This is a genomic window from Micromonospora sp. NPDC005806 (assembly GCF_042871425.1).
Classification (GTDB): domain Bacteria; phylum Actinomycetota; class Actinomycetes; order Mycobacteriales; family Micromonosporaceae; genus Micromonospora.
Genome location: NZ_JBIAIL010000034.1, coordinates 1 through 21377, shown reverse-complemented (window position 1 = coordinate 21377; position 21377 = coordinate 1). Strand labels below are relative to the sequence as shown.

The 21377-nt window shown below is 73.5% G+C and carries 19 protein-coding genes and 1 pseudogene; 13 read left to right on the top strand and 7 right to left on the bottom strand.

The window, feature by feature from the left end; genetic code table 11:
• Positions 1-93 precede the first annotated feature (93 nt).
• From ACFYOS_RS27675 to ACFYOS_RS27655, 5 genes are all read left to right on the top strand, one after another.
• Positions 94-1377 carry a D-alanyl-D-alanine carboxypeptidase family protein gene (locus tag ACFYOS_RS27675; protein WP_387147671.1) on the top strand — a complete coding sequence of 428 codons (1284 nt, stop codon included), beginning with the start codon at positions 94-96 and terminating at the stop codon, positions 1375-1377.
• 168 nt (positions 1378-1545) lie between these two features.
• Positions 1546-3891, top strand: coding sequence for a lysylphosphatidylglycerol synthase domain-containing protein (locus tag ACFYOS_RS27670; RefSeq protein WP_387147668.1), 2346 nt, complete (start codon positions 1546-1548; stop codon positions 3889-3891).
• Between the two features lie 51 nt (positions 3892-3942).
• Complete coding sequence (locus tag ACFYOS_RS27665; protein ID WP_387147825.1) at positions 3943-5157, top strand: glycosyltransferase; 1215 nt, start codon at positions 3943-3945, stop codon at positions 5155-5157.
• Complete coding sequence (locus ACFYOS_RS27660; protein ID WP_387147665.1) at positions 5154-5876, top strand: polysaccharide deacetylase family protein; 723 nt, start codon at positions 5154-5156, stop codon at positions 5874-5876. The genes ACFYOS_RS27665 and ACFYOS_RS27660 overlap by 4 nt, the downstream gene beginning before the upstream one ends.
• The gene (locus tag ACFYOS_RS27655) at positions 5873-6721 is read left to right on the top strand and encodes a DMT family transporter (RefSeq protein WP_387147662.1); all 849 of its coding nucleotides are present in this window, start codon (positions 5873-5875) and stop codon (positions 6719-6721) included. The genes ACFYOS_RS27660 and ACFYOS_RS27655 overlap by 4 nt, the downstream gene beginning before the upstream one ends.
• 26 nt (positions 6722-6747) lie before the next feature.
• Here the strand turns inward: ACFYOS_RS27655 and ACFYOS_RS27650 are convergent, their stop codons facing one another.
• Entirely contained in the window at positions 6748-7959 is a 1212-nt protein-coding gene (locus ACFYOS_RS27650; RefSeq protein ID WP_387147659.1) for a low temperature requirement protein A, read from the bottom strand.
• Between the two features lie 63 nt (positions 7960-8022).
• Positions 8023-8168 (bottom strand): annotated as a pseudogene (locus ACFYOS_RS27645) (transcriptional regulator); the annotation flags it as partial.
• A 189-nt stretch (positions 8169-8357) separates the two neighbouring features.
• On the opposite strand from ACFYOS_RS27645, the gene ACFYOS_RS27640 reads away from it, so the two are divergent.
• Genes ACFYOS_RS27640 through ACFYOS_RS27630 form a run of 3 tightly spaced genes read left to right on the top strand, consistent with a single transcriptional unit; the run spans position 8358 to position 11526 of the window.
• Positions 8358-9053 (top strand): SDR family NAD(P)-dependent oxidoreductase, encoded by a 696-nt coding sequence (locus ACFYOS_RS27640; protein WP_387147657.1) that lies wholly within the window; start codon positions 8358-8360, stop codon positions 9051-9053.
• Positions 9047-10690 (top strand): MFS transporter, encoded by a 1644-nt coding sequence (locus tag ACFYOS_RS27635; protein ID WP_387147655.1) that lies wholly within the window; start codon positions 9047-9049, stop codon positions 10688-10690. The genes ACFYOS_RS27640 and ACFYOS_RS27635 overlap by 7 nt, the downstream gene beginning before the upstream one ends.
• A complete protein-coding gene (locus ACFYOS_RS27630; protein ID WP_387147652.1) occupies positions 10687-11526 on the top strand; it encodes a M15 family metallopeptidase in 840 nt (279 codons plus the stop codon). The genes ACFYOS_RS27635 and ACFYOS_RS27630 overlap by 4 nt, the downstream gene beginning before the upstream one ends.
• Positions 11527-11564: 38 nt before the next feature.
• Here ACFYOS_RS27630 and ACFYOS_RS27625 read toward each other — a convergent pair whose 3' ends face one another.
• Positions 11565-12602: a M36 family metallopeptidase gene (locus ACFYOS_RS27625; protein WP_387147650.1), complete on the bottom strand. Its 1038-nt coding sequence runs from the start codon at positions 12600-12602 to the stop codon at positions 11565-11567.
• A gap of 103 nt (positions 12603-12705) precedes the next feature.
• Here ACFYOS_RS27625 and ACFYOS_RS27620 point away from each other — a divergent pair, with 103 nt between their 5' ends.
• On the top strand, positions 12706-13212 hold the full coding sequence (locus ACFYOS_RS27620) for a DinB family protein (protein ID WP_387147647.1): 507 nt from the start codon (positions 12706-12708) through the stop codon (positions 13210-13212).
• Between the two features lie 75 nt (positions 13213-13287).
• Here ACFYOS_RS27620 and ACFYOS_RS27615 read toward each other — a convergent pair whose 3' ends face one another.
• The 3 genes from ACFYOS_RS27615 to ACFYOS_RS27605 are packed head-to-tail and all read right to left on the bottom strand — an operon-like array spanning position 13288 to position 15238.
• Positions 13288-14076 (bottom strand): alpha/beta hydrolase, encoded by a 789-nt coding sequence (locus tag ACFYOS_RS27615; protein ID WP_387147644.1) that lies wholly within the window; start codon positions 14074-14076, stop codon positions 13288-13290.
• Between the two features lie 59 nt (positions 14077-14135).
• Positions 14136-14906 (bottom strand): permease prefix domain 1-containing protein, encoded by a 771-nt coding sequence (locus ACFYOS_RS27610; protein ID WP_387147641.1) that lies wholly within the window; start codon positions 14904-14906, stop codon positions 14136-14138.
• A complete protein-coding gene (locus tag ACFYOS_RS27605) occupies positions 14903-15238 on the bottom strand; it encodes a PadR family transcriptional regulator (RefSeq protein ID WP_387147638.1) in 336 nt (111 codons plus the stop codon). The genes ACFYOS_RS27610 and ACFYOS_RS27605 overlap by 4 nt, the downstream gene beginning before the upstream one ends.
• A gap of 178 nt (positions 15239-15416) precedes the next feature.
• Here ACFYOS_RS27605 and ACFYOS_RS27600 point away from each other — a divergent pair, with 178 nt between their 5' ends.
• The 3 genes from ACFYOS_RS27600 (at position 15417) to ACFYOS_RS27590 (ending at position 18976) form a co-directional block, all read left to right on the top strand.
• A complete protein-coding gene (locus tag ACFYOS_RS27600; protein ID WP_387147635.1) occupies positions 15417-15809 on the top strand; it encodes a hypothetical protein in 393 nt (130 codons plus the stop codon).
• Positions 15810-15957: 148 nt separating this feature from the next.
• Complete coding sequence (locus ACFYOS_RS27595) at positions 15958-16521, top strand: hypothetical protein (protein WP_387147632.1); 564 nt, start codon at positions 15958-15960, stop codon at positions 16519-16521.
• Between the two features lie 448 nt (positions 16522-16969).
• The gene (locus ACFYOS_RS27590) at positions 16970-18976 is read left to right on the top strand and encodes a GTP-binding protein (RefSeq protein ID WP_387147629.1); all 2007 of its coding nucleotides are present in this window, start codon (positions 16970-16972) and stop codon (positions 18974-18976) included.
• Here ACFYOS_RS27590 and ACFYOS_RS27585 read toward each other — a convergent pair.
• Positions 18954-19565, bottom strand: a complete 612-nt coding sequence (locus ACFYOS_RS27585; RefSeq protein ID WP_387147626.1) for a DUF6058 family natural product biosynthesis protein — start codon at positions 19563-19565, stop codon at positions 18954-18956. The two genes, ACFYOS_RS27590 and ACFYOS_RS27585, sit on opposite strands and share 23 nt — an antisense overlap.
• Before the next feature lie 84 nt (positions 19566-19649).
• Here ACFYOS_RS27585 and ACFYOS_RS27580 point away from each other — a divergent pair, with 84 nt between their 5' ends.
• Positions 19650-21281, top strand: coding sequence for a hypothetical protein (locus ACFYOS_RS27580; protein WP_387147623.1), 1632 nt, complete (start codon positions 19650-19652; stop codon positions 21279-21281).
• Positions 21282-21377 lie beyond the last annotated feature (96 nt).

The window sequence follows — 21377 nt, the reverse complement described above, 5'->3', positions numbered from 1 at the left end:
GGCGGTCGCTCTGCGCGGTCACCTCGTCGGCGCAGGGTGGCCGGCGTGACCGGTGCCATCGTCCCGCGATCTTGCGGGTTAGTCTCCGTGGTCATGAGAGCTCGGGTCCTGGCCGTCGCCGCCACCGCCGCCGTCCTCCTGGGCATCGGCACGGTCGTCCCGGCCGCCCACGCCGCGCCGCCCGCGCATGCCGGGCACGCCGCCCTCGCGCCGGTGCCCTGCCCCAGGGCGCCGGCCCCGAAGGTCTCCCGGCCACCCCGGCCCGTGCCGCCGCCGGCCGTGCCGGCGGACCGTGTCGTCGGCGGCGCGCGCCTCGACACCCCCGGGCTGGTCACGCCCGACGGCGCGCCCACCCCGCCCGCCGTCACCGCGACGTCCTGGCTGGTCGCCGACCTCGACACCGGCGCCGTGCTGGGGGCCTGCGGCCCGCACGAGTACGGCACCCCGGCCAGCACCCAGAAGCTGCTGCTGGCGGCCACCATGCTGCCCCGGCTCGATCCGAAGCAGGTGGTCACCGTGACTCGGGGTGACCTGAACATCGCTCGGGGGAGCTCCGCGGTCGGCCTGCTCGTCGGCGGGAAGTACAGCGTCGAGACGGTCTGGCTCGGCCTGCTGCTCAACTCCGGCAACGAGGCGGCCAACGTGCTGGCCCGGCTCGGCGGCGGCGCCGACGGCGTGGCTGGCGGGGTCCGCGCGATGAACGAGGAGGCCCACCGGCTCGGCGCCCGGCAGACCCACGCCGTCACCCCGTCCGGCCTGGACGGCAAGGGGCAGTTCACCAGCGCGTACGACCTCGCGCTGATCGCTCGGTCCTGCTTCGCCAACCCGCTGTTCCGCCGCTACACGCTGACCGAGCGGACCCAGATCCCCGCCCAGCCGGCGCTGAAGAAGGGCGGCTTCCAGATCCAGAACGAGAACCAGCTCATCTACCGCTACCCGGGCGCCCTCGGCGGCAAGACCGGCTTCACCGAGCTGGCCCGGCACAGCTACGTCGGCGCCGCCCAGCGCGGCGGCCGCCGCCTGGTGGTCACCCTGCTCGGCGCCGAGGCCCGCCCGGTGCGCGGCTGGCAGCAGGGCGCTCAGCTGCTCGACTGGGGGTTCTCCCTGCCCCGGGACGCCTCGGCGGGTCGGCTGGTCGAGCCCGGCGAGCTGGATGCGGCGGAGACGGCCCCAAGCGGTTCCCCGACCGCGCCCACGCCGGCCGCGCTGCCCGAGTGGCGGGGGCCGGCGGGGACCGCGCTGCGCCGGATGGCCGACGGCGACTGGAGGGTCATCGTGCCCGTTTCGGGGCTCCTCGCGCTGACCATCGGGGGCCTCGTCGCGGCGGTGGCCGCCCGCCGGGGCCGGTCCCGGCGGGCCGGCCGCCGTCGCGCCTGACCGCCGGCGGCGTCGACCGGTCGGGCGGATCGCCCGCGTTGCCGCCCGGGACGGTGGCCGGCCGCCCTATGGTCGACCCATGCGGGACAGCGGGGCAGCCGTCGGGGCGACGGGTGCGGACGCGCGCGCCGACGCCGGTCATCCGCCGGTCGTCCGCTGACGCCGGCGATGTCCCGGGCCCACCGGCCGTCCCCGGCGCTGGTCCTCAACCTGGTCGTCTCCGGCGGGCTGTTCGGCCTCGTCAGCGCCTGGGCCCGGCAGCGCCCGCCGGGTCGCTGGGAGCGGGACCTCTTCGGCCTGGTCAACCACATCTCCGGGCCGGTCGGCCCGGCCATGCAACTGGTCATGCAGGTCGGCGCGTACCCGGCGATCCTGGCCACGGCGACGGGCGCCGCCGCGGCCCGGCAGTGGCGGCTGGCCCGCGACCTGCTGATCGCGGGCAACCTGGCGTACTGGTCGGCCGTGCTCGCCAAGCTGGTGGTCGCCCGGGCTCGCCCGGCCGGCTTCCTGACCGACATCCGCTTCCACGAGACCATCAGCGGACGCTTCGGCTACCCGTCCGGCCACGTGGCGGTGGCCACCGCGCTGGCGGCCGTGCTCGCCCCGGCCCTGCCCCGCCGGCTGCGCGGGCTGGTCTGGCTCGCGGTGGCCGTCGTCGCGACGGCCCGGATCTACGTCGGCGCGCACCTGCCGGTCGACGTGCTGGGCGGCTTCCTGCTCGGCTGGTTCACCGCCAGCCTCACTCGGGTGATCGTCGGTGACGTCGGACCCGGCGGCACGGCGGGACGGCTGCGGCAGGTGCTCCTCCGCCGGGGCATCGAGGCGGCCGAGCTGATCCCGGTCGCCGGTGACGCCCGGGGCTCCCGTCCCTGGCAGGTCACCACCACCGACGGGCGGCGCCTCTTCGTCAAGGTGACCGGCGGCAGCCAACGGGACGCGGACTGGCTCTACAAGCTCTACCGCCGGCTGCGCTACCGGGGCATCGTCGACGAGCCGCCGTACGTGACCGCGAAGCAGAAGTGCGAGCACGAGGCGTACCTGCTCATGCGCGCCGAGCGGGCCGGCGTGCGAACACCCCGGCTGGTCACCACCGCCACCGACCCGGACGGGGACGCCCTGCTGGTGCAGGAGTTCGTGCCGGGGCGGCCGCTCGACGCACTCGACCCGGCCGAGCTCGACCGGGACACGCTCGATGACGTCTGCCGGCAGGTGGCCCGGCTGCACCGGGCCGGCCTGGCCCATCGGGACCTGCGGGCGGCCAACGTGCTGGTCGCCGACGCCACGGCCTGGCTGGTCGACCTCAGCTTCGGCACCGACGAGGCCACCGCCGACCAGCAGGCCCGCGACCTGGTGGAACTGCTGGTCACCCTCGCCGCGCTGGCCGGCGTGCCGGCGGCGGTCGACGCGGCCACCGGGCAGCTCGGCACGGGCCCGGTGGCGGACACCCTGCCCTGGCTGCAACCGGCCCTGCTGTCCCGCGCCGGTCGGGCGCTCGCCGACAGCCGGCCCGGCCTGCTCGACCACCTGCGGGACGAGATCTCCCGGCGCTGCCCCGGCCGATCCGACCACCTCGCCCGCGTCGTCCGGATCACCTGGCGGGACGTGTTCCTGCTGGTCATGCTTGGCCTGCTGGTGCACTTCCTGCTGCCGCAGATCGGCGAGGTGCGCGCCGCGCTGCACGCGCTCCTGCACGCCAACCCCCTCGCGGTGACCGGCGCGCTGCTCGCCTCGGCCGCAACCTACCTGTTCAGCGCCGAGGCGCTGCGGCTCGCCGCCGCCGGCCGGGTGCCGCTGCGCCGGACCCTTGCGGTCCAAGTGGCCGCGTCCTTCGTCAACCGGCTCGCCCCGGGCGCGCTCGGCGGTGCGGCGCTGAGCGTCCGCTACCTGCGCCAGCAGGGTCTGGCGGTGCCGGCGGCCGCCACCGCGGTCGCCGTGGACCGGGTCGCCGGTGTGCTCGGCGTCGCGCTGCTGCTGCCCGTCCTGCTGCCGTTCGCCCGGGGCACCCGCCACCATCTGATGAGCGCCGCCACCGGGCGGGGCCTGGCCGTGCTGCTGACCGTGCTGGCGGTGCTGCTGCTGGCCGCCGTGGCGTTCGCCGTACCCCGGTGGCGGTCCCGGGTGCGCGCGGCCCGGCGGCAGGCCGCCGAGGCCCTGCGCGCGCTGGCCCGCAGCGGCCGCATCGTCCCGCTGCTGGCGGTGAGCGTGGCGCTCACCCTCGCCTACGGCGCCGCGCTCTGGTCGGCCCTGCTCGCCGTCGGCCTGCCGGCCGACCCGGCGCTGATCGCACCGGTCGTGCTGGTCTGCACGGTGGGAGAGGGGGTGTCGACGGCGGCGCCGACCCCCGGCGGCCTGGGCGCCACCGAGGCGGCCCTCGTGTCCGGCCTGCTGCTCTACGGCGTGCCGCCGGAGATCGCGGTCTCCGGCGTGCTGGTCTACCGCCTGGCCACCTTCTGGCTGCCGGTGCTGCCCGGGTACGTGGCGCTGCGCCGGCTGGTGCGTCGACACGCCGTCTGAGGGCGGAACCGGCCAAGCGTGGATGCCGTGACCTTGGGTAAGCGCCGCGGCATGGAGTGCCCGGGACGGATCGTGGTGGTCTCCGCGGACGTCGGCGCCGGCCACGACACGGCCGCCGCCGAGCTGACGCGGCGGCTGCGCGGCCGGGGCTTCGTGGTGGACCGGCTGAACCTGCTGGACGTGCTGCCGCGCCCGGTGCACTGGGCGTTCAAGGAGGCGTACCGGGGTATCCTGCGGTGGCTGCCGTGGGGCTACGACATGCTCTTCGGGCTGACCAGCCGATCCCGGTTGTCCGTTTCGGTGCTTCGTACGCTGCTCCGGCCGGTCCGTCGCCAGATGCGCCGGTCGATCCCCCCGGACACCCGGGCGGTGGTGACCACCTACCCGTTCGCCAACCAGCTCCTCGGACCGCTGCGCCGGCAGGGACGGCTGGCCGTCCCGGTCATCACCTACGTGACCGATTTCGTGGTCCACCCCACCTGGCTCGCCCCGGGCGTCGACGTCTACTGCGCGATCCGGCACGCCGAGGTGCAACCGGCCGGCGCGGCCGACGGCATCGACGTCACGGTGGTCCAGCCGTTGGTGTCCCGGGCCTTCGCCTACCCGGCCGACACCGACCGCCGGCACGCCCGGCGGAGCTTCGGCCTGCCCCCCGAGGACCGGTTGGCGCTGATCGTGGCGGGCGCCTGGGGGGCCGGCGACGTCGAGCGCACGGTCGCGGAGGTACGAGGGACCGGCTGCGTACGCCCGGTCGTGGTGTGCGGGCGCAACGAGGAACTCCACCAGCGAATGCGGGCCCACCACGAGCACGTGTTCGGCTGGGTGGACGACATGCCGACGCTGATGCGCGCGGTGGACGTGGTGGTCGAGAACGCCGGCGGCCTGACCTGCCAGGAGGCGCTCGCCTGCGGGGTGCCGGTGGTGACGTACCGGCCGATCCCCGGGCACGGCCGGGCGAACGCCTCGATCCTCGCCCGGACCGGCCTCACCCGGTGGGTGTCCGGGCCCGACCAGTTGGGCTCGGTGCTGGCCGCGCTGGTCGGCGGCGACCGTCCCGCTCCGGCCGGTGCCCCGGTGGACGACCCGCTGCTCACCGCGGAGACCGCCGAGCCGAAGGCCGACCCGGCACACCTCGTCGCCGAGGCAGCGGGCCACGCCGGCAGCGCGGGCGCGGAGGAGCGCAACCGCCGCGCCCTGGTCGACTCGGTCGGCGACGCCGTGGCGGTCGTCGCCGCGCTGCTCCAGTCCTCCGGCGGTCTGCGGTGAACCGTGGCTCCCGGTGGGCCACGGGCGCGCTGGCGCTTCCGCTGCTGCACCTGGCGCCGGCCCTGACCGCGGTGCCGGCCGCCCGGGCACGGTTCCTGCCCGGACTGCACGGCGTCGGCCGGCCCGACCGGGTCGCCCTCACCTTCGACGACGGGCCCGACCCGGAGTCCACCCCGCGGTTCCTGGAGGTGCTCGCCGCCCACCGGGTACGGGCCACCTTCTTCCTGCTCGGCGTGATGCTGCGCCGCTCACCCGACCTCGGCCGCCGGCTCGTCGACGCCGGTCACGAGGTGGCGGTGCACGGTTGGGAGCACCGCAACCTGCTGCTGCGCGGGCCGGTGGCGACGGTACGCGACCTCGGCCGCGCCACGGAGCTGATCGCGGAAGTGACCGGGCGGACGCCCCGGTTTCTGCGCCCGCCGTACGGCGTGCTCACCGGGGCCACGCTGCTGGCGGCGCGCCGGCTGCGGCTGGAGCCGGTGCTGTGGAGCTGCTGGGGGCGGGACTGGACCCCGTCGGCCACCGGCGACACGGTGTACGGGACCGTCCGAGCCGGCCTCTCCGGCGGGGGCACGATCCTGCTGCACGACTCCTCGTGCACCGCCGCGCCGGGCGCCTGGCGGGCCACGCTGGCCGCCCTGCCCCGGCTGCTGTCGGAGTGCCGCCGCCAGGGCTGGACGGTCGGCCCGCTCGGCGAGCATCGGGACCCGGCCCGGTGATCCTCGCGGTGCTGGCCGCCCTCGTGGCGGCGTTCAGCTTCGCGCTCTCCACCACCCTGCACCAGCGGGCGGCCAAGCGGCAGCCGCCCCAGCGGGCGCTCGACCCCCGGCTGCTGTGGCGGCTGCTGCGTACCCGCCTGTGGCAGCTCGGGTGGGCCCCCGACGTGGCCGGCACGCTGGCCCAGGCCCTCGCCCTGCGTTCCGGGCCGCTGGCCGTCGTGCAGCCGGTGCTGGCCAGCGGGCTCTTCATGGCCGTCCTCATCGAGGCCGCCTGGAACCGCCGGCCGGTGCAGCGACGGGACCTCGTGGCGACCCTGATCGGCACGGCGGGCCTGGTCGGTTTCCTGGTCACTGTCGACCCGCGGGTGGGGCTCGCCGATCCCACCGCCACCGCCTGGTGGTGGGTGTCGGCCGGGGTGGGCGCGGCGGTGGCCGTCTGTCTCGGAGCGGCCCGGTCGACCACCGGCGCCACCCGGGGCGCGCTGCTCGGCGTGGCCGCCGGGGTCGTCTACGGCATGGCCGCGGCCCTGCTCAAGGCGGTGGCGACCCGGTTCCACGACGACCTGCTCGCGCTGGTGACGGATCCCCGCCTCTTAGCGCTGGTCGTGGTGGCCCTGGTCGGTGTGCAGCTCAACCAGAACGCGTTCCAGAGCGGCCGGATCGCCGCCCCGCTGACCGCGCTCACTCTCAGCGAACCGGTGACCGGGGTGGTCATCGGCGTGATCGCGTTCCGGGAGACGCTCTCCCTCGGCGGGCTGCGGACACCGCTGGTCGTGGTCGCGGTGGCCGCGATCGCGACGGGTGTCTGGCTGGCCGGGAGCGCCTCCCGCGCCGCCGTCCGCTGACGCCGCGACCCGCACCTTCCACATGCTCATTCGCCGCGGAGGGCCGGCCGGATGTCGGCGTACCGGATGGTCTCGACGACGATCAGCGTGGCGAGGATGACCGCCAGGACGGTGAGCCCGACCAGCGGTGGCAGCACCGCGGCGGCCGGCAGCCAGGCCAGCAGCACGAGCGTGGTGACGAACCGCCCGACGTGCAGCGAATAGTGCATGCGGTTGGCGAACACCAGGTGCCCGGCCAGGTAGAGCGCCGTTCCACCGCACAGGGCGGCAGCGTAGAAGATGCCGAGCGGCTCGTGCTCGCCCGCGTGCGCGAGCACGCCCTCGACGCCGAGCGCCGTGAGGACGATGCCGGCCACGATCGGGAAGTGACCGTAGGTGTACGCCTCGATGGCGAGGATCGTCCGGGCCTGCCCCTGCGCCTCCCGGAAGCGATGCTCGTACGCCGGCGACACCAGGTCGAAGTAGAGCCACCACAGGCCGATGGCGACGGCGATGCCGAGCACGGCCGCCAACAGGATCGGGGTGCTGACGGGTTGGTTCGCCGCCCCGACACCGAGGGCGAGGATCGACTCGCCGATCGCCAGGATGATGAAGAGAGCGTGCCGCTCCGTCCAGTGGGTGGCGCTGTGGATCCGCCAGTTGCCGCGGCGGGAGGTGACGTAGACGACGCCCCAGTCGACGGCCAGCGCGGCGGCGAAGAGCAGCGTCTGCCGCCAGCCGCCGAGCAGGACCCCGACCAGCAGCAGGGTGGCTCCGGCCAGGCCGGGGGCCCACGTGATCGCGAGCTGGTGACGCAGGCCCGGGTCACCGGCCGCCGCCACCGAGTACACGGCCAGGTGCACGCACCGGACGACGAGATAGGCGCAGACCAGCACCACCGGGCCGTACAGGCCGCCCGGCGTGTCGTGCCACGCCTCGGGGATGGTCAGGTCGACGACGAAGATGGCCGCCATCGCCACCGACATGGCCGCCCGCAACAGGGCCTGGTCCGCCCTCGCCTGGTTGCCGAGCCAGCTGTACCCGGACCAGGTCCACCACAGCAACGCGAGCAGCAGCAGGCCCTGCACCACCCCGTGCGCGCTGTGGGCGTGCGCCATGTATTCGGAGACGCGGGTGACCGCGAAGACATACACCAGGTCGAACAGCAGCTCGAACCTGGTCACCGACTGGCCCTCGCCGGTCGGGCTGACCGGGAACCGGAGTCCCCGGCGTCGCCGGCCGCCGCCCCCCTCCGACATCGCACGCCACCGTTACCTTTCAGCACGCTTTGGTAAGGCTCTGATTGGCAGTCCCACCGTGCGGCTCACCCCGGCCAGCAGCGCGACCTCCTCCCGGCGCAGCCCCGCCACCGGCGGTTGCCGCCGTACGCGGGCAGGCCCGCCCGTTCCGAGGTGATCCTCGCCCGCCGGGAGGTCAGGAAGTCCCGGATCTCGCTTCGGCTGTCCACGGCCTCGACGCTACGTCGACCGGGGCCGACCAGGGAGGTTCTGGCATTACCCGGAACAACCGGAACTTCCTGGCCGCCCGGACCCTGCTCTTCCCGGGAGGTCGCACTGGTGTGGAGCCGGCGCGAGTGGGTAGGCAGCGGGCGCTACGCACCCACGAACCGCTCGTGCGCCAGGACGTTGGGGGAGGCATGGGCGCCAGGACGTTCATCGTTGTCGGGGGGACCAGCGGCCTCGGGCAGGCGGTCGCCCGCCTGCTCGTCGGCGAGCACCGGGTGGTGGTCTTCGGCGACGTGGCGAGCGAGGTGGCCACGACGGCCGACGATCTCGGGTGCACCGGGGTCGTCTGCGACGTCTCCTCCTACCCGCAGGTCCGGGACGCCTTCGCCGGGGTGGTTGACCGGCACGGGCGGATCGACGGGGTGGCCAACTGCGCTTCGATGTGGGGCGGCGGGGACCTGGCCGAGTTGTCCCCGGAGCGGATCCGCCGGGTGGTCGAGGTCAACGCGCTCGGCACCACGTACGTGCTCAAGGAGGCGCTGCACCACCTGCACCGGCAGGGCTTCGGCAACGTGGTCTACGTCGGCGCGTTGGCGGTCACCAAGCCGCGCCCCGGCATCCCGCTCTACCGGGCCACCAAGAGCTACGGCAGCAGCCTGGTCGAGTCCGTGGCCGAGGCGCAGCACAGCAACCGGATCAAGGTGATGCAGCTGCATCCGGGTCCGATGCCGACCCGACTGCAGGAGCGGGTCGGCGACCAGTTCCTCGATGAGGTGTACGCCCTGCCCGAGCAGGTCGCCGCCGAAGTCGTACGACTGCTCCGGCTCGCCCCCGACGACCTCTACGTCTCCGGCGAGCACGTGCTCCGCGCGGACGGGCGATGGTGAGCACCGTCGATCCGAATGCCGAACCGTCGGTTTCGGCCTGGTCGCCGCTGCGCACCGCGGTCTACCGGAGCCTGTGGCTGGCCCTGCTCGCGGCGAACATCGGTACCTGGATGCAGACGGTCGGCGCCCAGTGGCTGCTGGTGCACCAGGCCAACGCCTCCACCCTGGTCGCCCTGGTGCAGACCGCCAGCCTGCTGCCGATGCTGCTGCTGGCCCTGCCGGCAGGCGCGCTGGCCGACACCTTCGACCGCCGTCACCTGCTGATCTCCGTACAACTGTTCCTGGTGGTGGTGGCCGGGGCGCTGACGCTGCTCACGGCGACCGGCCGGATGCCGCCGGCGCTGCTGCTGACCCTCACCTTCGCCTTCGGCGTCGGTCAGGCGCTCACCCTGCCCGCGTGGGCGGCGGTGATCCCGGAGCTGGTGCCCCGCGAGCAGTTGCGGGCGGCCTCCGCCCTCGGCTCGATCAGCGTCAACGTGGCCCGGGCCGTCGGGCCGGCCGCCGCCGGTGTGCTCATCGCGCGGGTGGGCGTGGCCCCGGTGTTCGGCCTCAACGCGCTGGCCTTCGTGGTCTTCGCCCTCGCGCTGGTCCGGTGGCGGCCCGGGGACACCCGCGCCGTGGAGGTGCCCGAGCGGTTCACCGCGGCGCTGCGCGCCGGTGGCCGCTACGTGCGGCACTCACCGACGGTGCGCCGGCTGCTGCGCCGTGCGCTGGTCTTCGTGATCCCGGCCAGCGCGCTGTGGGCGCTGCTGCCGCTGGTGGCCAACCGCCGGCTCGGCCTGAACTCCAGCGGGTACGGCCTGTTGCTGGCCGCGCTCGGGGTGGGCGCCATCCTGGGCGCCCTGCTGCTGCCGTGGATCCGCAGCAGGATCAGCGCCAACCGGTTCCTGCTGGCGGCCGGGGCCATGTACGGGGCGACCCTGATCGTGGTGGCCTCGGTCCGCAGCGTCCCGGTGGTGCTGATCGCCCTGCTGCCGGCCGGGGTGGCCTGGGTGACCGTGCTCGCCAACGTCAACGCGGAGATCCAGCTCTTCCTGCCGGGCTGGGTACGCGCCCGCGGTCTGGCCGTCTACCAGGTGGTCCAGGGTGGCGGGCAGGCCGTCGGCGCGCTGATCTGGGGTGTGGTCGCCGATGTCGGCGGGCTGGTCGCCGCCTTCCTCGTGGCGGCCGTGCTGATGCTCGTCGGCGCGGTGACGTCGCAGATCTGGCCGCTGCCGGACCTGCGCGGAATGGTCAAGGACCCGGCCGCCTACCGGCCGCCCCTCTCGCTGGCGCTGCAGCCGGATCCCCGGGTGGGTCCGGTGCTGGTGACCGTCACGTACACGATTCAGCCGGAGCGGGAGGTCGAGTTCCTGGACGCGATGGAGCACGTCCGAGGGTCGCGGCAGCGTACCGGGGCGATGCGCTGGGGGCTGTTCCGCGCGGGTGAGACGCCGGACGAGTTCACCGAGGTCTACCTGGTGCCGTCCTGGGACGAGCACCTGCGCCAGCACGGCGGCCGGCTGACCGAGGCGGACCGGCGGGCCGAGGACCGGGCGCGGGAGCTGTCCGATTGCGCCCCCGCGGTGCGGCACCTGCTGCCGGCCGCCGCCGAGTGGACGGCCGCGGCCGGCCCGCAGGTCCCGGGGGCCGGGTGAGCCGGCGACAGGGCAGGGTGGGGCGAGCGAGACGAGGGCTGGCGATCCTGGCCGTCCTGGCCACGGCGGTCACCGCCGCGTGCGGACGGCCCGCGCCCCGCCCAGCCCCGTCGCCCACGCCGTCCGCCGCCGGGCCCCTCGCCCCGGCCGACTTCGTCGACCTCGCCACCGTCGACCCGGGCATCCGCACCGACCTCCGGTACGCCACCGCGCACAACTTCGTCGGCCGGCCGGTCACCGGCTACCCGGAACCGCTCTGCCTGTTGACCAGGAAGGCGGCGGAGGCGCTGCACCGGGTGCAGGCCGCCGCGATCGCCCAGGGCCGCAGCCTCAAGGTGTACGACTGCTACCGGCCACAGCGGGCGGTGAACGACTTCGTCGCCTGGGCGAAGCTGCCGGGGGAGCAGCAGATGAAGGGGGAGTTCTACCCGGACGAGTCCAAGACCCGGCTTTTCGCCGACGGCTACATCGGGGCGCCCACCGCGCACAGCCGGGGCAGCACCCTCGACCTCACCCTGGTGCCGGTGCCCACCCCCGAACAGCCGGCCTACCTGCCGGGACAGTCGCTGGTCCCCTGCACCGCACCCGCCGGACGTCGCTTCCCCGACAACTCGGTCGACATGGGCACCGGCTTCGACTGCTTCGACCCGCGGGCCCACACCGCCGACAACCGGATCACCGGCGCCGCGCGGGACAACCGGCAGCTGCTCAAGCGGCTGATGACCGCGCAGGGCTTCGAGAACTACCCGCGCGAGTGGTGGCACTACCGGTACACCGACGAGTCGTACCCCGACACCTACTTCGACTTCCCGGTGGCCCGGTCCTCGCTGCGGTGAGCGCCGCCGCCCGCGGGGGCGGCGCCCACCGGCGGCGGTCAGAGGATGCCGCGGGCGGCGAAGGCGGCCCGGGTCGCCGTGGCGGCCTGGGTGCCGTAGAGCCGCTGCGCGGCGGCCACGGTGGCCAGCGCCGCGTCCCGGAAGGTGGTGTCCTTGGCGAAGTCGAACTGCGCCTCCACGATCAGGGTGGTGGCCTTGCGGTCGCCGAGCGCGGTGCGGACGTCCCACAACGCGCGCGACCAGATCTCGCCGTCTGCGTGCACCTCACCGCGCAGGTCGGCCGGGTAGACCTTGGTGCCGTCCAGGCGGCGCAGGCAGTGCGGCGCGCTGCGGGTGTAGGAGACGGAGTCCCAGTCGGCCACGCAGGCCTCCGGGGTCTTCGTCGGCACGCCGGTGGCCCAGCTGGTCACCGCGACCGCCAGATAGTCGCCGAACGCCTCGCCGATCGCGCCGGACTCCAGGGTGGTGCCGAAGCCCGGCACCTGGCCGTCCTGCACCGAGTGGCCGTACTCGTGCACGATCACCTCGGCGTCCTCGGCGTCGTCCACGCCCCCCTTGCCGAGGGTGATGTTCGCCTTGTCCTCGCGGAAGAACGAGTTGTCGCCGCCGTACTGGTCGATGCGCAGCTCAATCTGCCGCTGGTTGACCGGCCGCAGCGTGCTGCCGAAGCCGAGCGACTGCAGGTACGCCTGGGCGGTGTTCACCCAGTGGTAGCCCATCACCTGCTCGAACTGGTCGGCGTCGCGGTGCCACGCCGGGTACCCGCCGTCGACCGCCCGGGCCGGCGTGCCGGTCTTGCTCTTGACCACGACGTACTTCCCGGTGAGCGTGCCAGAGCCGTCCAGGTTGGTCAGCAGCACCGACCGGTACGCCCCGGCCAGCGCCGGGTAGTCCGCGTCCTTCTGGTCGGTCAGCGACTGGTCGCCGAGCTGCTGCACGGGGTTGGGGGCGAAGACCGTCGCGGTGGCGGTGTGGTCGTAGGGATCGCCGGCGGCCTGGACGGTCGTGCCGCCGGCGACCAGCGCCGCGGTGACCGCCGAGGCGACCAGCGCGGAACGTCGGAGGTGGGGGTTCATCAAGATCCCTTCGGAGGTGGATCGATCCGCTGAGGCTAGGCTCCCCCTCGACCATTGCCAAGCAACCACGAGCAGGCCGCCCGGCCTGCGGGGAAGGACTCCCGTGGAGACCGAACGGATCGGCCCGCCCCTGCTGGCCGGCGAGCGGGAGACGCTGCGCGCGTTCCTCGACTTCCACCGCGCCACCCTGGCCATGAAGTGCGCGGGGCTGACCGACGAGGAGCTGCGCCGGCAGTCGTCGCCGCCGTCGACCCTGTCGCTGCTCGGCCTGGTCCGGCACATGGCCGAGGTGGAGCGCACCTGGTTCCGGCGGGTGATCAACGGCGAGGACATCCCGCTGGTCTGGTCGGAGACTGGCGACTTCCAGGAGGCGTACGACGCCACCAAGGCCGACCGGTCGGAGGCGTTCGAGGCGTGGCAGAGGGAGGTCGAGCACGCCCGCCGCATCGAGCGGGAAGCCGAGTCCCTCGACGTCAGCGCCTACAACGCCCGGTGGGAGGAGAACGTCTCCCTGCGCCTGGTGATGCTGCACATGATGCACGAGTACGCCCGGCACAATGGCCACGCGGACTTCCTCCGGGAGGCCATCGACGGCTCCGTCGGCGTCTGAGCGTCGCGTCGACCCGGGCTTTCCACCCCACCGTCAACGACCGGGCGGAGGCGCGCCGGGTCGTCGACGGTGGGCTCACCGACCGCTGACGTCGCGCCGCAGCGGCAACCAGGCCAGCACGTCCTGGATCTTCGCGTCCCAGTACGCCCAGTCGTGGTCGCCGGGGGAGAAGTCCACGGTCAGCGGCACCCCGCGCCGGCGGGCGGTCCCGACGAAGCGGGTGTTGTCCTCGTACAGGAAGTCCTCGGTGCCGCAGGCGACGTAGAGCGCGGGCAGGTCGACGCCGGCGCGTTCCAGCAGCGCCACCGTGTCGTCGTCGGTGGGTGCCGCGTCCCGGTCGCCCCAGACGGTGTGCCAGACCTCCGGGTCCATGGGCCTGGTCTGGTGACGTCGCCGCCGGGCGACGTTGAGCGCGCCGGAGAGGCTGGCCGCCGCGGCAAACCGGTCCGGGTGGCGCAGTGCCCACTTGACCGCCCCGTAGCCACCCATCGACAGGCCGGCCACGAAGGTGTCCTCGCGACGGTCGGACAGGCGGAAGAACGACCGGCAGACCTCGGGCAGCTCCTCGCTGAGGAAGGTCCAGTACCGGTTGCCGTGCTCCTCGTCGCGGTAGAAGCTCCGTCCGGCCTGTGGCATCACCACCGCCAGACCGAGCGGCGCGACGTAGCGCTCGATCGAGGTGCGCCGGGTCCAGATGGTGTCGTCGTCGGTCAGGCCGTGCAGCAGGTAGAGCACCGGCGGGTCGCCGGCGACGGTGCTGCCCGCCATGCCGATCTGCGCGGAGCTGCGTTCGGGCAGCAGCACCGTCATCGACGTGCCCATGCCGAGCGCTTCGGAGAAGAAGTCACACCGGATCCGCGCCATGACGCTCGATCGTACGCGTCGCGGCGCACCCCGCACGGGGCGCGCGGCGAGGCGTACGGTCAGCCGGCGTACCGCAGGCGGCGCAGGCCGACGACGGCGGCCGCCGCGGCGACGACCGCCGCGACCACCCCGGCGGTGAGGTCGGCCCCGGATCCGCCCAGGTCGCCGGCCGCGGCGCGGGCCAGGTCGGGGAGGGTGAGCACCGTGGCGGCGAGACCGAAGACGGCGATCGCGACCAGCGCCAGGGGGCCGGCCGGGGGCCGCCAGGCGGGGTCGCGCAGCGGCCCGATCCGGCGGGCCGCCGCGTACAGCGCGAGGGCGACCAGGCCGAGGACCCCGGCGGCGACCCGGTATTCCACCACCTCGCCCCAGTGGTGCAGCTCGGCAGCCCGGGCGCAGGTCGGTGCGCCGGGCACCAGCCGCAGGTACTCGGCGCAGCGCTGGGCGGTGTAGGTGACCCCGGGGCCGTCCCCGGCCACCAGGTGCGCGCCGAAGAGCCGGCCGGCCACCTCGGCGAGCAGCCCGCTGACGCCGACGGCGAGCAGCCCCACCGCGCCGAGCAGCCAGGCGCCGGTGACGCTGCGCCGCAGCACGTCCGCAGTGGACAGGTGGACCCGGCGCAGCCGGGTGGCGATGTCGGCGGCGTCGCCGAAGCGCGCCACGGCGATCCGTTCGGCCTCGACGGGGTCGGCGCCCTCGGTGACCGCCTGGGCCGCCGCGCTGCGCAGATGGTCCTCCGCCTCGGCGAGCGCCCGCCGTCCGGCCGCGCCGGTGCCGGCCAGCCGGTCGAAGAGCCGGTCGAGGTGGGCGTCGATCGGTGATTCGCTCATGCCGTTGCTCCCTGGGTCGGTGCGAGGATCGCGGCGACGCCGCGGACGAGGGCCTGCCATTCCGACTGCTTGGCGGCGAGCGCGGCGACGCCCTGGTCGGTCAGCTCGTAGCAGCGACGGCGGCGGCCGGACCCGTCGCGCCAGGTGCTGGCCACCAGGCCGGCGCGCTCCAGCCGGTGCAGGGCCGGGTAGACGGTGCCCTCGGGCAGGTCGAAGGTGCCCTCCGAGCGCTCCCGCAGGGCCTGGATCAGGGCGTAGCCGTGGGTCGGGCCGGTCCGTCGCAAGGTCGCCAGGATCAGCAGGTCGAGGTGTCCACGCAGGTCCATCGCCATGCCTAGAAACACTAGGCATAGAACTTCTAGGGGTCAACGATGTTCCCCCGATGGAGGCCGAAACGACGGTTCCTATTGCCGTGGGGCGGCCAGGGGGGACAGGATGACCATGCGCGCTGGAAACATCCCCGTAACCTGCGTGCTGCTGGTCTCTGTCACGAGGAAGTGGGAGTCAGTCATGAGCGACGTGTCGGCGGCGCTGGGTGTGCGCCTCTACCCGGACCTGGTCGAGCAGGGCGGTCTCGCCCCCGCACTCGTCGACACGGCCGCCCGGCACCAGCTCGACGTCGGCCAGGTGACCGCCCCCGAGCAGGGGCGCGCCCGGTTCACCTGCGCGGAACTGACCTCCCCCCGCGGTGTCGTCTGCGTCGGGCTCGGCTCCCAGGCCCGCTACTTCATGATCGACCTTCGGGTCTCCGGCGAGGTGCAGGCCCGGGGCGACGCCACCGACCTGCTCCAGGTCGCGCAGGTGGCCGCCGCCTGGCGGGTCGGGATGACACTCGCCGAGCTCACCGCGCGGTTCCCCTTCATGGAGGAGATGAAGCGCCACCCGGTCGCCCACGCCGGCTAGTACCCCGCCTTGCCGACGTCGACATCAGCAGCGATGGCCGTGCCATACCTGTAGTTCGTCAACCGATGAGAGGTCGCCTCTCACTCGGTTAGCGGTTGCGCCGATCCGATAGCCCTTGGGCCTTGCCCAGTTTGGCCACACTGACGCTGTGAGTTCGGGAAACTGGGTCCGGTTCACAGCGCTGACCATCTGCGTCCTGGTGGCCGGCGCGGTCGGTCTGCAGCGGGCCTGGGCGAGTGCGACCGTTGACCCACCCTCGCCGCCCTCGGTGTGTCAGCTCATCCGACCCGAGCTGTTCGACCTTCTCGTACCTCGGCACGAGCCGCTGCAGGCCGAGGGTGCAGAGGGGAGCCGCCCTGGTACCCGCTCGAACACCTGCGCAACGGAGACTACGTCCACTCTGAACGGCTCAAGGGCCTCGCTGTGGGTCGCGTTGGTCCGCTTCGGCCGACACGATGGCCAGGGCCCGCAGTGCGTCAAGCGTGACGGGTCGCTGTTGATGCCGCTGAACCGCACCAGCTACCGCATCACCCTCGGCGACGCCGCTGTCTACTTTTTCGAGGGCGACCCTGACACTGGCCGGGTCATTCACCTCAGCGCCTGTCTCGGCACCTATCTCGTCTACGTCAGGTATGAAGCTGTCGGTGCCACCGACGCATCCATGGTCGAGTCGGCCGCTACCGTCGGGCAGGAGGTGCTGTCGTGGCTATGAACTGGCCTCCCTGGGCATTTGATCTCGAGGGCGGCCTGCCACCCCGCCGTCCCGTCGATCGCCAGGTGCTTCTGCGGCAATGGGCGTTCGGTCTGGCGTCCCTGTCGCTCGTCATCGCCGCCGGGTTTCTCGGTTGGCACCTTGGTCGGCTCGCGGCGCCCAGCGTCGTGCGATGGCAGATCGAAATGACCGATTCGACGAGTCAAGCCCCTCCGCCGCCCCACCTGCCGGCGTCTCCGTCCGCGCGATGACCCGCGGCCGCACCTGACCGCCCTTACCGGCAGCTCCGACGCCACCATCACCCGTCCGGTTAATCGCTTGCCCGACCTTGCTCTCGGTTGGTGCAATCCCTCGACGACATCCACCGAGTAGAGGAGCACCACGATGCGAGCTGCGTCCATGTCCCAGCAGAGGGGAACGACCGCCTACCCAGAGGACATGACGCTGCGTGAAAACCCTCAATCTCGGAATCCTCGCCCATGTCGACGCCGGTAAGACGAGCCTGACGGAACGGCTGCTGCACAGCGCCGGCGTCATCGACGAACTCGGCAGCGTCGACCACGGCAGCACCCGTACCGACACCATGGCGCTGGAGCGGCAGCGTGGCATCACCATCCGCTCCGCCGTGGTCTCCTTCGCCATCGCCGGGGTCACCGTCAACCTGATCGACACCCCCGGCCACCCCGACTTCATCGCCGAGGTGGAACGCGTGCTCGGCGTACTCGACGGCGCGGTCCTCGTGGTCTCCGCCGTCGAGGGCGTCCAGGCCCAGACCCGGGTGCTGGCCCGCACCCTGCACCGCCTCCGCATCCCCACCCTGATCTTCGTGAACAAGGTGGACCGGGCCGGCGCCGACCCGGACCGGGTGCTGCGCCAGATCGCGGACCGACTCAGCCCCGACGTGATCGCCCTCGGCCGGGTCGAGGCCGCCGGCACCCCGGTCGCCCGCTGGCACCCCTTCCCGACGGGCCACCCCGACCACGCCACGCGCCTGGTCGACCTGCTCACCGCGCACGACGACGCGCTGCTCGCCGCGTACGTCCGGGACGAGCGCGCGGTGACCGACGCCCGGCTGCGGACTGCGCTCGCCACCCAGACCGCCCGGGCCCGGGTGCACCCGATCCACGCCGGCTCCGCCATCACCGGCGCCGGGGTGGACGACCTGATCAGTGCCATCGCCGAGCTGCTGCCGACCACCGCGGGCGACGACCACGCCCCGCTCTCCGGCGCGGTCTTCAAGGTCGAACGGGGCCCGGCCGGCGAGAAGATCGCGTACGCCCGGATCTTCGCCGGCAGGGTGAGGGTGCGCGACCGGATCCGCTACCGGGGCGACCACGAGGCCAAGGTCACCGCCATCGGAGTCTTCGACGGTGGCGACGCCGTGCCGAGCGACTGCGTCGGCGCCGGGCGGATCGCCCGCCTACACGGCCTCACCGACGTCCGCGTCGGCGACGCTCTCGGCACCGCACCCGACCGGCCCGGCGGGCAGCACCACTTCTCCCCGCCCACCCTGGAGACGGTGGTCGAACCCATGCGGGCGACCGATCGGCCGGCGCTGCACGCCGCCCTCGCCCAGCTCGCCGAGCAGGACCCGCTGATCAACCTGCGCCAGGACGACCTGCGTCGGGAGCTCGCCGTCTCCCTCTACGGCGAGGTGCAGAAGGAGGTCATCCAGGCCACCCTCACCGATGAGTACGGCGTCCCGGTCACCTTCCGGGAAACCACCACCGTCTGCGTGGAGCGGCCGGTGGGCGTCGGCACCGCCGTCGAGTGGATCGGCAACGACCCCAACCCCTTCCTCGGCACGGTGGGGCTGCGGATCGAGCCGGGGCCCGTCGACAGTGGCGTCGAGTTCCGGCTCGGCATCGAACTCGGCTCGATGCCGCTGGCCTTCCTCAAGGCCATCGAGGAGACCGTCGTGGAGACCCTGCGCCAGGGCCTGCGCGGCTGGGAGGTGGTCGACTGCGTGGTCACCCTCACCCACGGCGGCTACTGGGCCCGGCAGAGCCACGCCCACGGGGTGTTCGACAAGAGCATGTCGAGCACCGCCGGCGACTTCCGCAACCTCACCCCGCTGGTGCTGATGGCCGCGCTCAGCCGCGCCGGCACCAGGGTCCACGAACCGGTGCACCGGTTCCGCCTCGACCTGCCGGCCGACCTGCTCGGGACGGTGCTGCCCGTGCTGGCCACCCTGGACGCGGTGCCCGGCACCGCCACCCTGCGCGGCGGGTCGTACCTGCTGGACGGGGAGGTGCCGGCCGGTCGGGTGCACGCCCTGGAGCAGCGCCTGCCGTCCCTCACCCGGGGCGAGGGCACCCTCGAGTCCGAGTTCGACCACTACCGGCCGGTACGCGGACCCGCGCCGACCCGCCCCCGGTGGGACCACGACCCGCTGCACCGCAAGGAGTACCTGCTCGCCGTCGCCCGCCGGGTCACCGCCCGGTCGGAGCGGTGACCGGCCGGGGCCATCGGGCCCGCACCGCGTCCACACAGGTGTCCCGGGAGGTGGGCCCGCCGAACCGGAGCCGGTCGTACCCGGTGAACGCCGGCTCGAGGACGTCCAACTCGTCGACCAGCGCGTGCAGCCGGTCGAGCCACGCCGCCGAACCGGCGTCCGGCTCGGCCGGCGCCGCCCGGATCGCCGCGGTCAGCTCGTCCTTGCGCCGGATGGTCTCCGGGGTGACCGAGCGCAGGCAGACGTACCGCCCACTCAGGTAGGCGTCCCATTCCGCCGCGCCCCGCGCCGGGTCGGCCCAGCACCCGACGAACCACTCCGCCAGCCGCGCCACGCCACCGGCCCGCTCGGCGAGCGCGAACAGGTCCGCCGGGACCATCTCCGCGCCGTCCGAGCGCAGGTAGCCCGGCAGCGGCAGCCGCCGGTCCAGCATCAACCGGCGTACGCCGTCCGGGTCCCACCCGGTCACCGCGCACAGCTCGTCGAGCACCACGAACTGCGCGCTGACGTACGCGTCGTCCGCCGCCGTCATCGGATGCACCCCGTTGACCTCGCGGAACCGCTCCGCCACCCGCCGCCGCAACGCCATCCCGGCCCTCCTTCGTGCCCGGCGACAGGCTAGGCCCGGCACCGTTCGGCAAGGGCCGAAACGTCCGCGCGACTATTCATTGCGGTGCCCCCGCCCGCGGCCGAGCTGCGCAACATCGGTGCGCTGCCCTGGGCGCAGAGGGCCGCCGTGACGCCGGGCGTGCACTTGGACGCGAAGTCGAGCCCCCTTCTCATTCCGTTAGGAACAGAAGCGATGTTCCGACCACGAGGTACGCCGTGCAGCGAGACCCGGGCAACGGCGCCTGTAGGTCGTCGATCCCAGCGAACCACGCTGTCTGACCCCGGCGGTAGCGTGGCCCGCACGGTCGCGCGAGGAGGACAAATCGTGGCAACCAGCCGGAAGAAGGTCAGCGTCACCTGCGCCAAATGCGGCTACATGCGGTCCGTACGTGCGGCACTGGTCCGCGGCTTCGACGCGCTGGTATGCGAGCGCCACCACCTCGCCAGTCCACCGGCCTCGTTGGTCGTGCCCGCAGGCCAGGTCGTAACGGTCACCTCGAACGTCGCCGGATATTTTGCCGGCTACACCGTCAACGCCCCGACCCCCGCCCAGGAACTCTCGCTCTGGCGTGCCACGGCGCTCGCCGCCGCCGCAGCCGGCCGTCCCGCGCCACCGCCGCCACCGGTCCCAGACGTGCCGGCGTGGCAGCCGGTCGTCGACGCACTCACCGCCAAGCTCGGCCCCAACGGGTGGGAGCTCGCTGACGCCGACTCCGAGCGCGGCCGCCGGGGCCGGGTATGGACAGTAAGGATCTACACGGACTTCGGCTGGGCCGGATTCCTCGCCGGTTCGCCGCGGCAGATCGCCTCAGATCTGGCCGCGATCCGCGACCACTACGCCCGACAGACTGCCGCAGCCGGACTGACCTGTCCCCACTGCGACGCCGACCTGTCCCCGACCGCGCCGGCCACTCGGTGCGCCTGTGGCTCGATCGCCTGGCAGCCCGCCGCCTGGAATGCCCATAACCTGGTGACCGCAATCGCTGACGTGCTGGCGTATATCGACGATGCCCCACCATATGAGGTCGCCGCCGAACAGGTACTACTCACCTGCCTGCTCGAATCCCACATCGACTGGGACGCGAGCGAGCCGCACCGTCCAGCGCTCACCTTCCACGACCTTGCGGATGCGCTGCGGGTGCTCGTCCCATCCGCGCGTTGGGCGACGATCGGGGAACGGTTACGCGCAGTGCTGCCGGTGGGTGTCCAGTGGGAGGGCGGCCGCGCCGCCCAGCTGCGCCAAGCGGCGACCGCTCTCGGGTACCAGTTGGTCCGTGTCCACCCGAGCGACTCGCTGCGCATCCCATGCCTGGCGGCGGCTGACGACACCGAACGCGGCCTGCCGGCATGGTTCGACGTCACCGCCACCACCGGCGGGGGCTGGCAGCTGCGTATCGATGCTGATGCCGGCCGGCTGTGGCAGCGGTGCGTCGACGGGCACCCGGACGTCGACGACATCGACCTCGGTGAGGCCGTCGAACAAGTGCTGGACGACGCCATGCTCTCCAGCGATCATGCAACGTGGGCGGTGGCCACCTATTGGGGGGAAGGCGCCCTCGCGATCGCGCGCCCGATCGACGACCCGTTCGACGCCGCGGCGCTGTCCTCGGCATTGCGCGACGGCGTCGAGGCGGTGGCTGCCATTCACTCCGCCGTCACCACCCACGTCACCGCCCTCTTACGCGACGCCGACTAGTCTTGCTTTTTAACCTTCGGCGTTCTGGCCGGACTTTGTGCGCTGTCGTGAGTGGACATGAAGACGGCCTTCGGTGATCATGTCGTCTCGCCAAAG

What these genes read in the sequence shown, in the direction of transcription:
- ACFYOS_RS27675 (WP_387147671.1), top strand. Translation starts at nt 94, where the DNA reads ATGAGAGCTCGGGTCCTGGCCGTCGCCGCCACCGCCGCCGTCCTCCTG.
- ACFYOS_RS27670 (WP_387147668.1), top strand. Translation starts at nt 1,546, where the DNA reads ATGTCCCGGGCCCACCGGCCGTCCCCGGCGCTGGTCCTCAACCTGGTC.
- ACFYOS_RS27665 (WP_387147825.1), top strand. Translation starts at nt 3,943, where the DNA reads ATGGAGTGCCCGGGACGGATCGTGGTGGTCTCCGCGGACGTCGGCGCC.
- ACFYOS_RS27650 (WP_387147659.1), bottom strand. Translation starts at nt 7,959, where the DNA reads ATGTCGGAGGGGGGCGGCGGCCGGCGACGCCGGGGACTCCGGTTCCCG.
- ACFYOS_RS27640 (WP_387147657.1), top strand. Translation starts at nt 8,358, where the DNA reads ATGGGCGCCAGGACGTTCATCGTTGTCGGGGGGACCAGCGGCCTCGGG.
- ACFYOS_RS27635 (WP_387147655.1), top strand. Translation starts at nt 9,047, where the DNA reads ATGGTGAGCACCGTCGATCCGAATGCCGAACCGTCGGTTTCGGCCTGG.
- ACFYOS_RS27625 (WP_387147650.1), bottom strand. Translation starts at nt 12,602, where the DNA reads ATGAACCCCCACCTCCGACGTTCCGCGCTGGTCGCCTCGGCGGTCACC.
- ACFYOS_RS27615 (WP_387147644.1), bottom strand. Translation starts at nt 14,076, where the DNA reads ATGGCGCGGATCCGGTGTGACTTCTTCTCCGAAGCGCTCGGCATGGGC.
- ACFYOS_RS27610 (WP_387147641.1), bottom strand. Translation starts at nt 14,906, where the DNA reads ATGAGCGAATCACCGATCGACGCCCACCTCGACCGGCTCTTCGACCGG.
- ACFYOS_RS27605 (WP_387147638.1), bottom strand. Translation starts at nt 15,238, where the DNA reads ATGGCGATGGACCTGCGTGGACACCTCGACCTGCTGATCCTGGCGACC.
- ACFYOS_RS27600 (WP_387147635.1), top strand. Translation starts at nt 15,417, where the DNA reads ATGAGCGACGTGTCGGCGGCGCTGGGTGTGCGCCTCTACCCGGACCTG.
- ACFYOS_RS27585 (WP_387147626.1), bottom strand. Translation starts at nt 19,565, where the DNA reads ATGGCGTTGCGGCGGCGGGTGGCGGAGCGGTTCCGCGAGGTCAACGGG.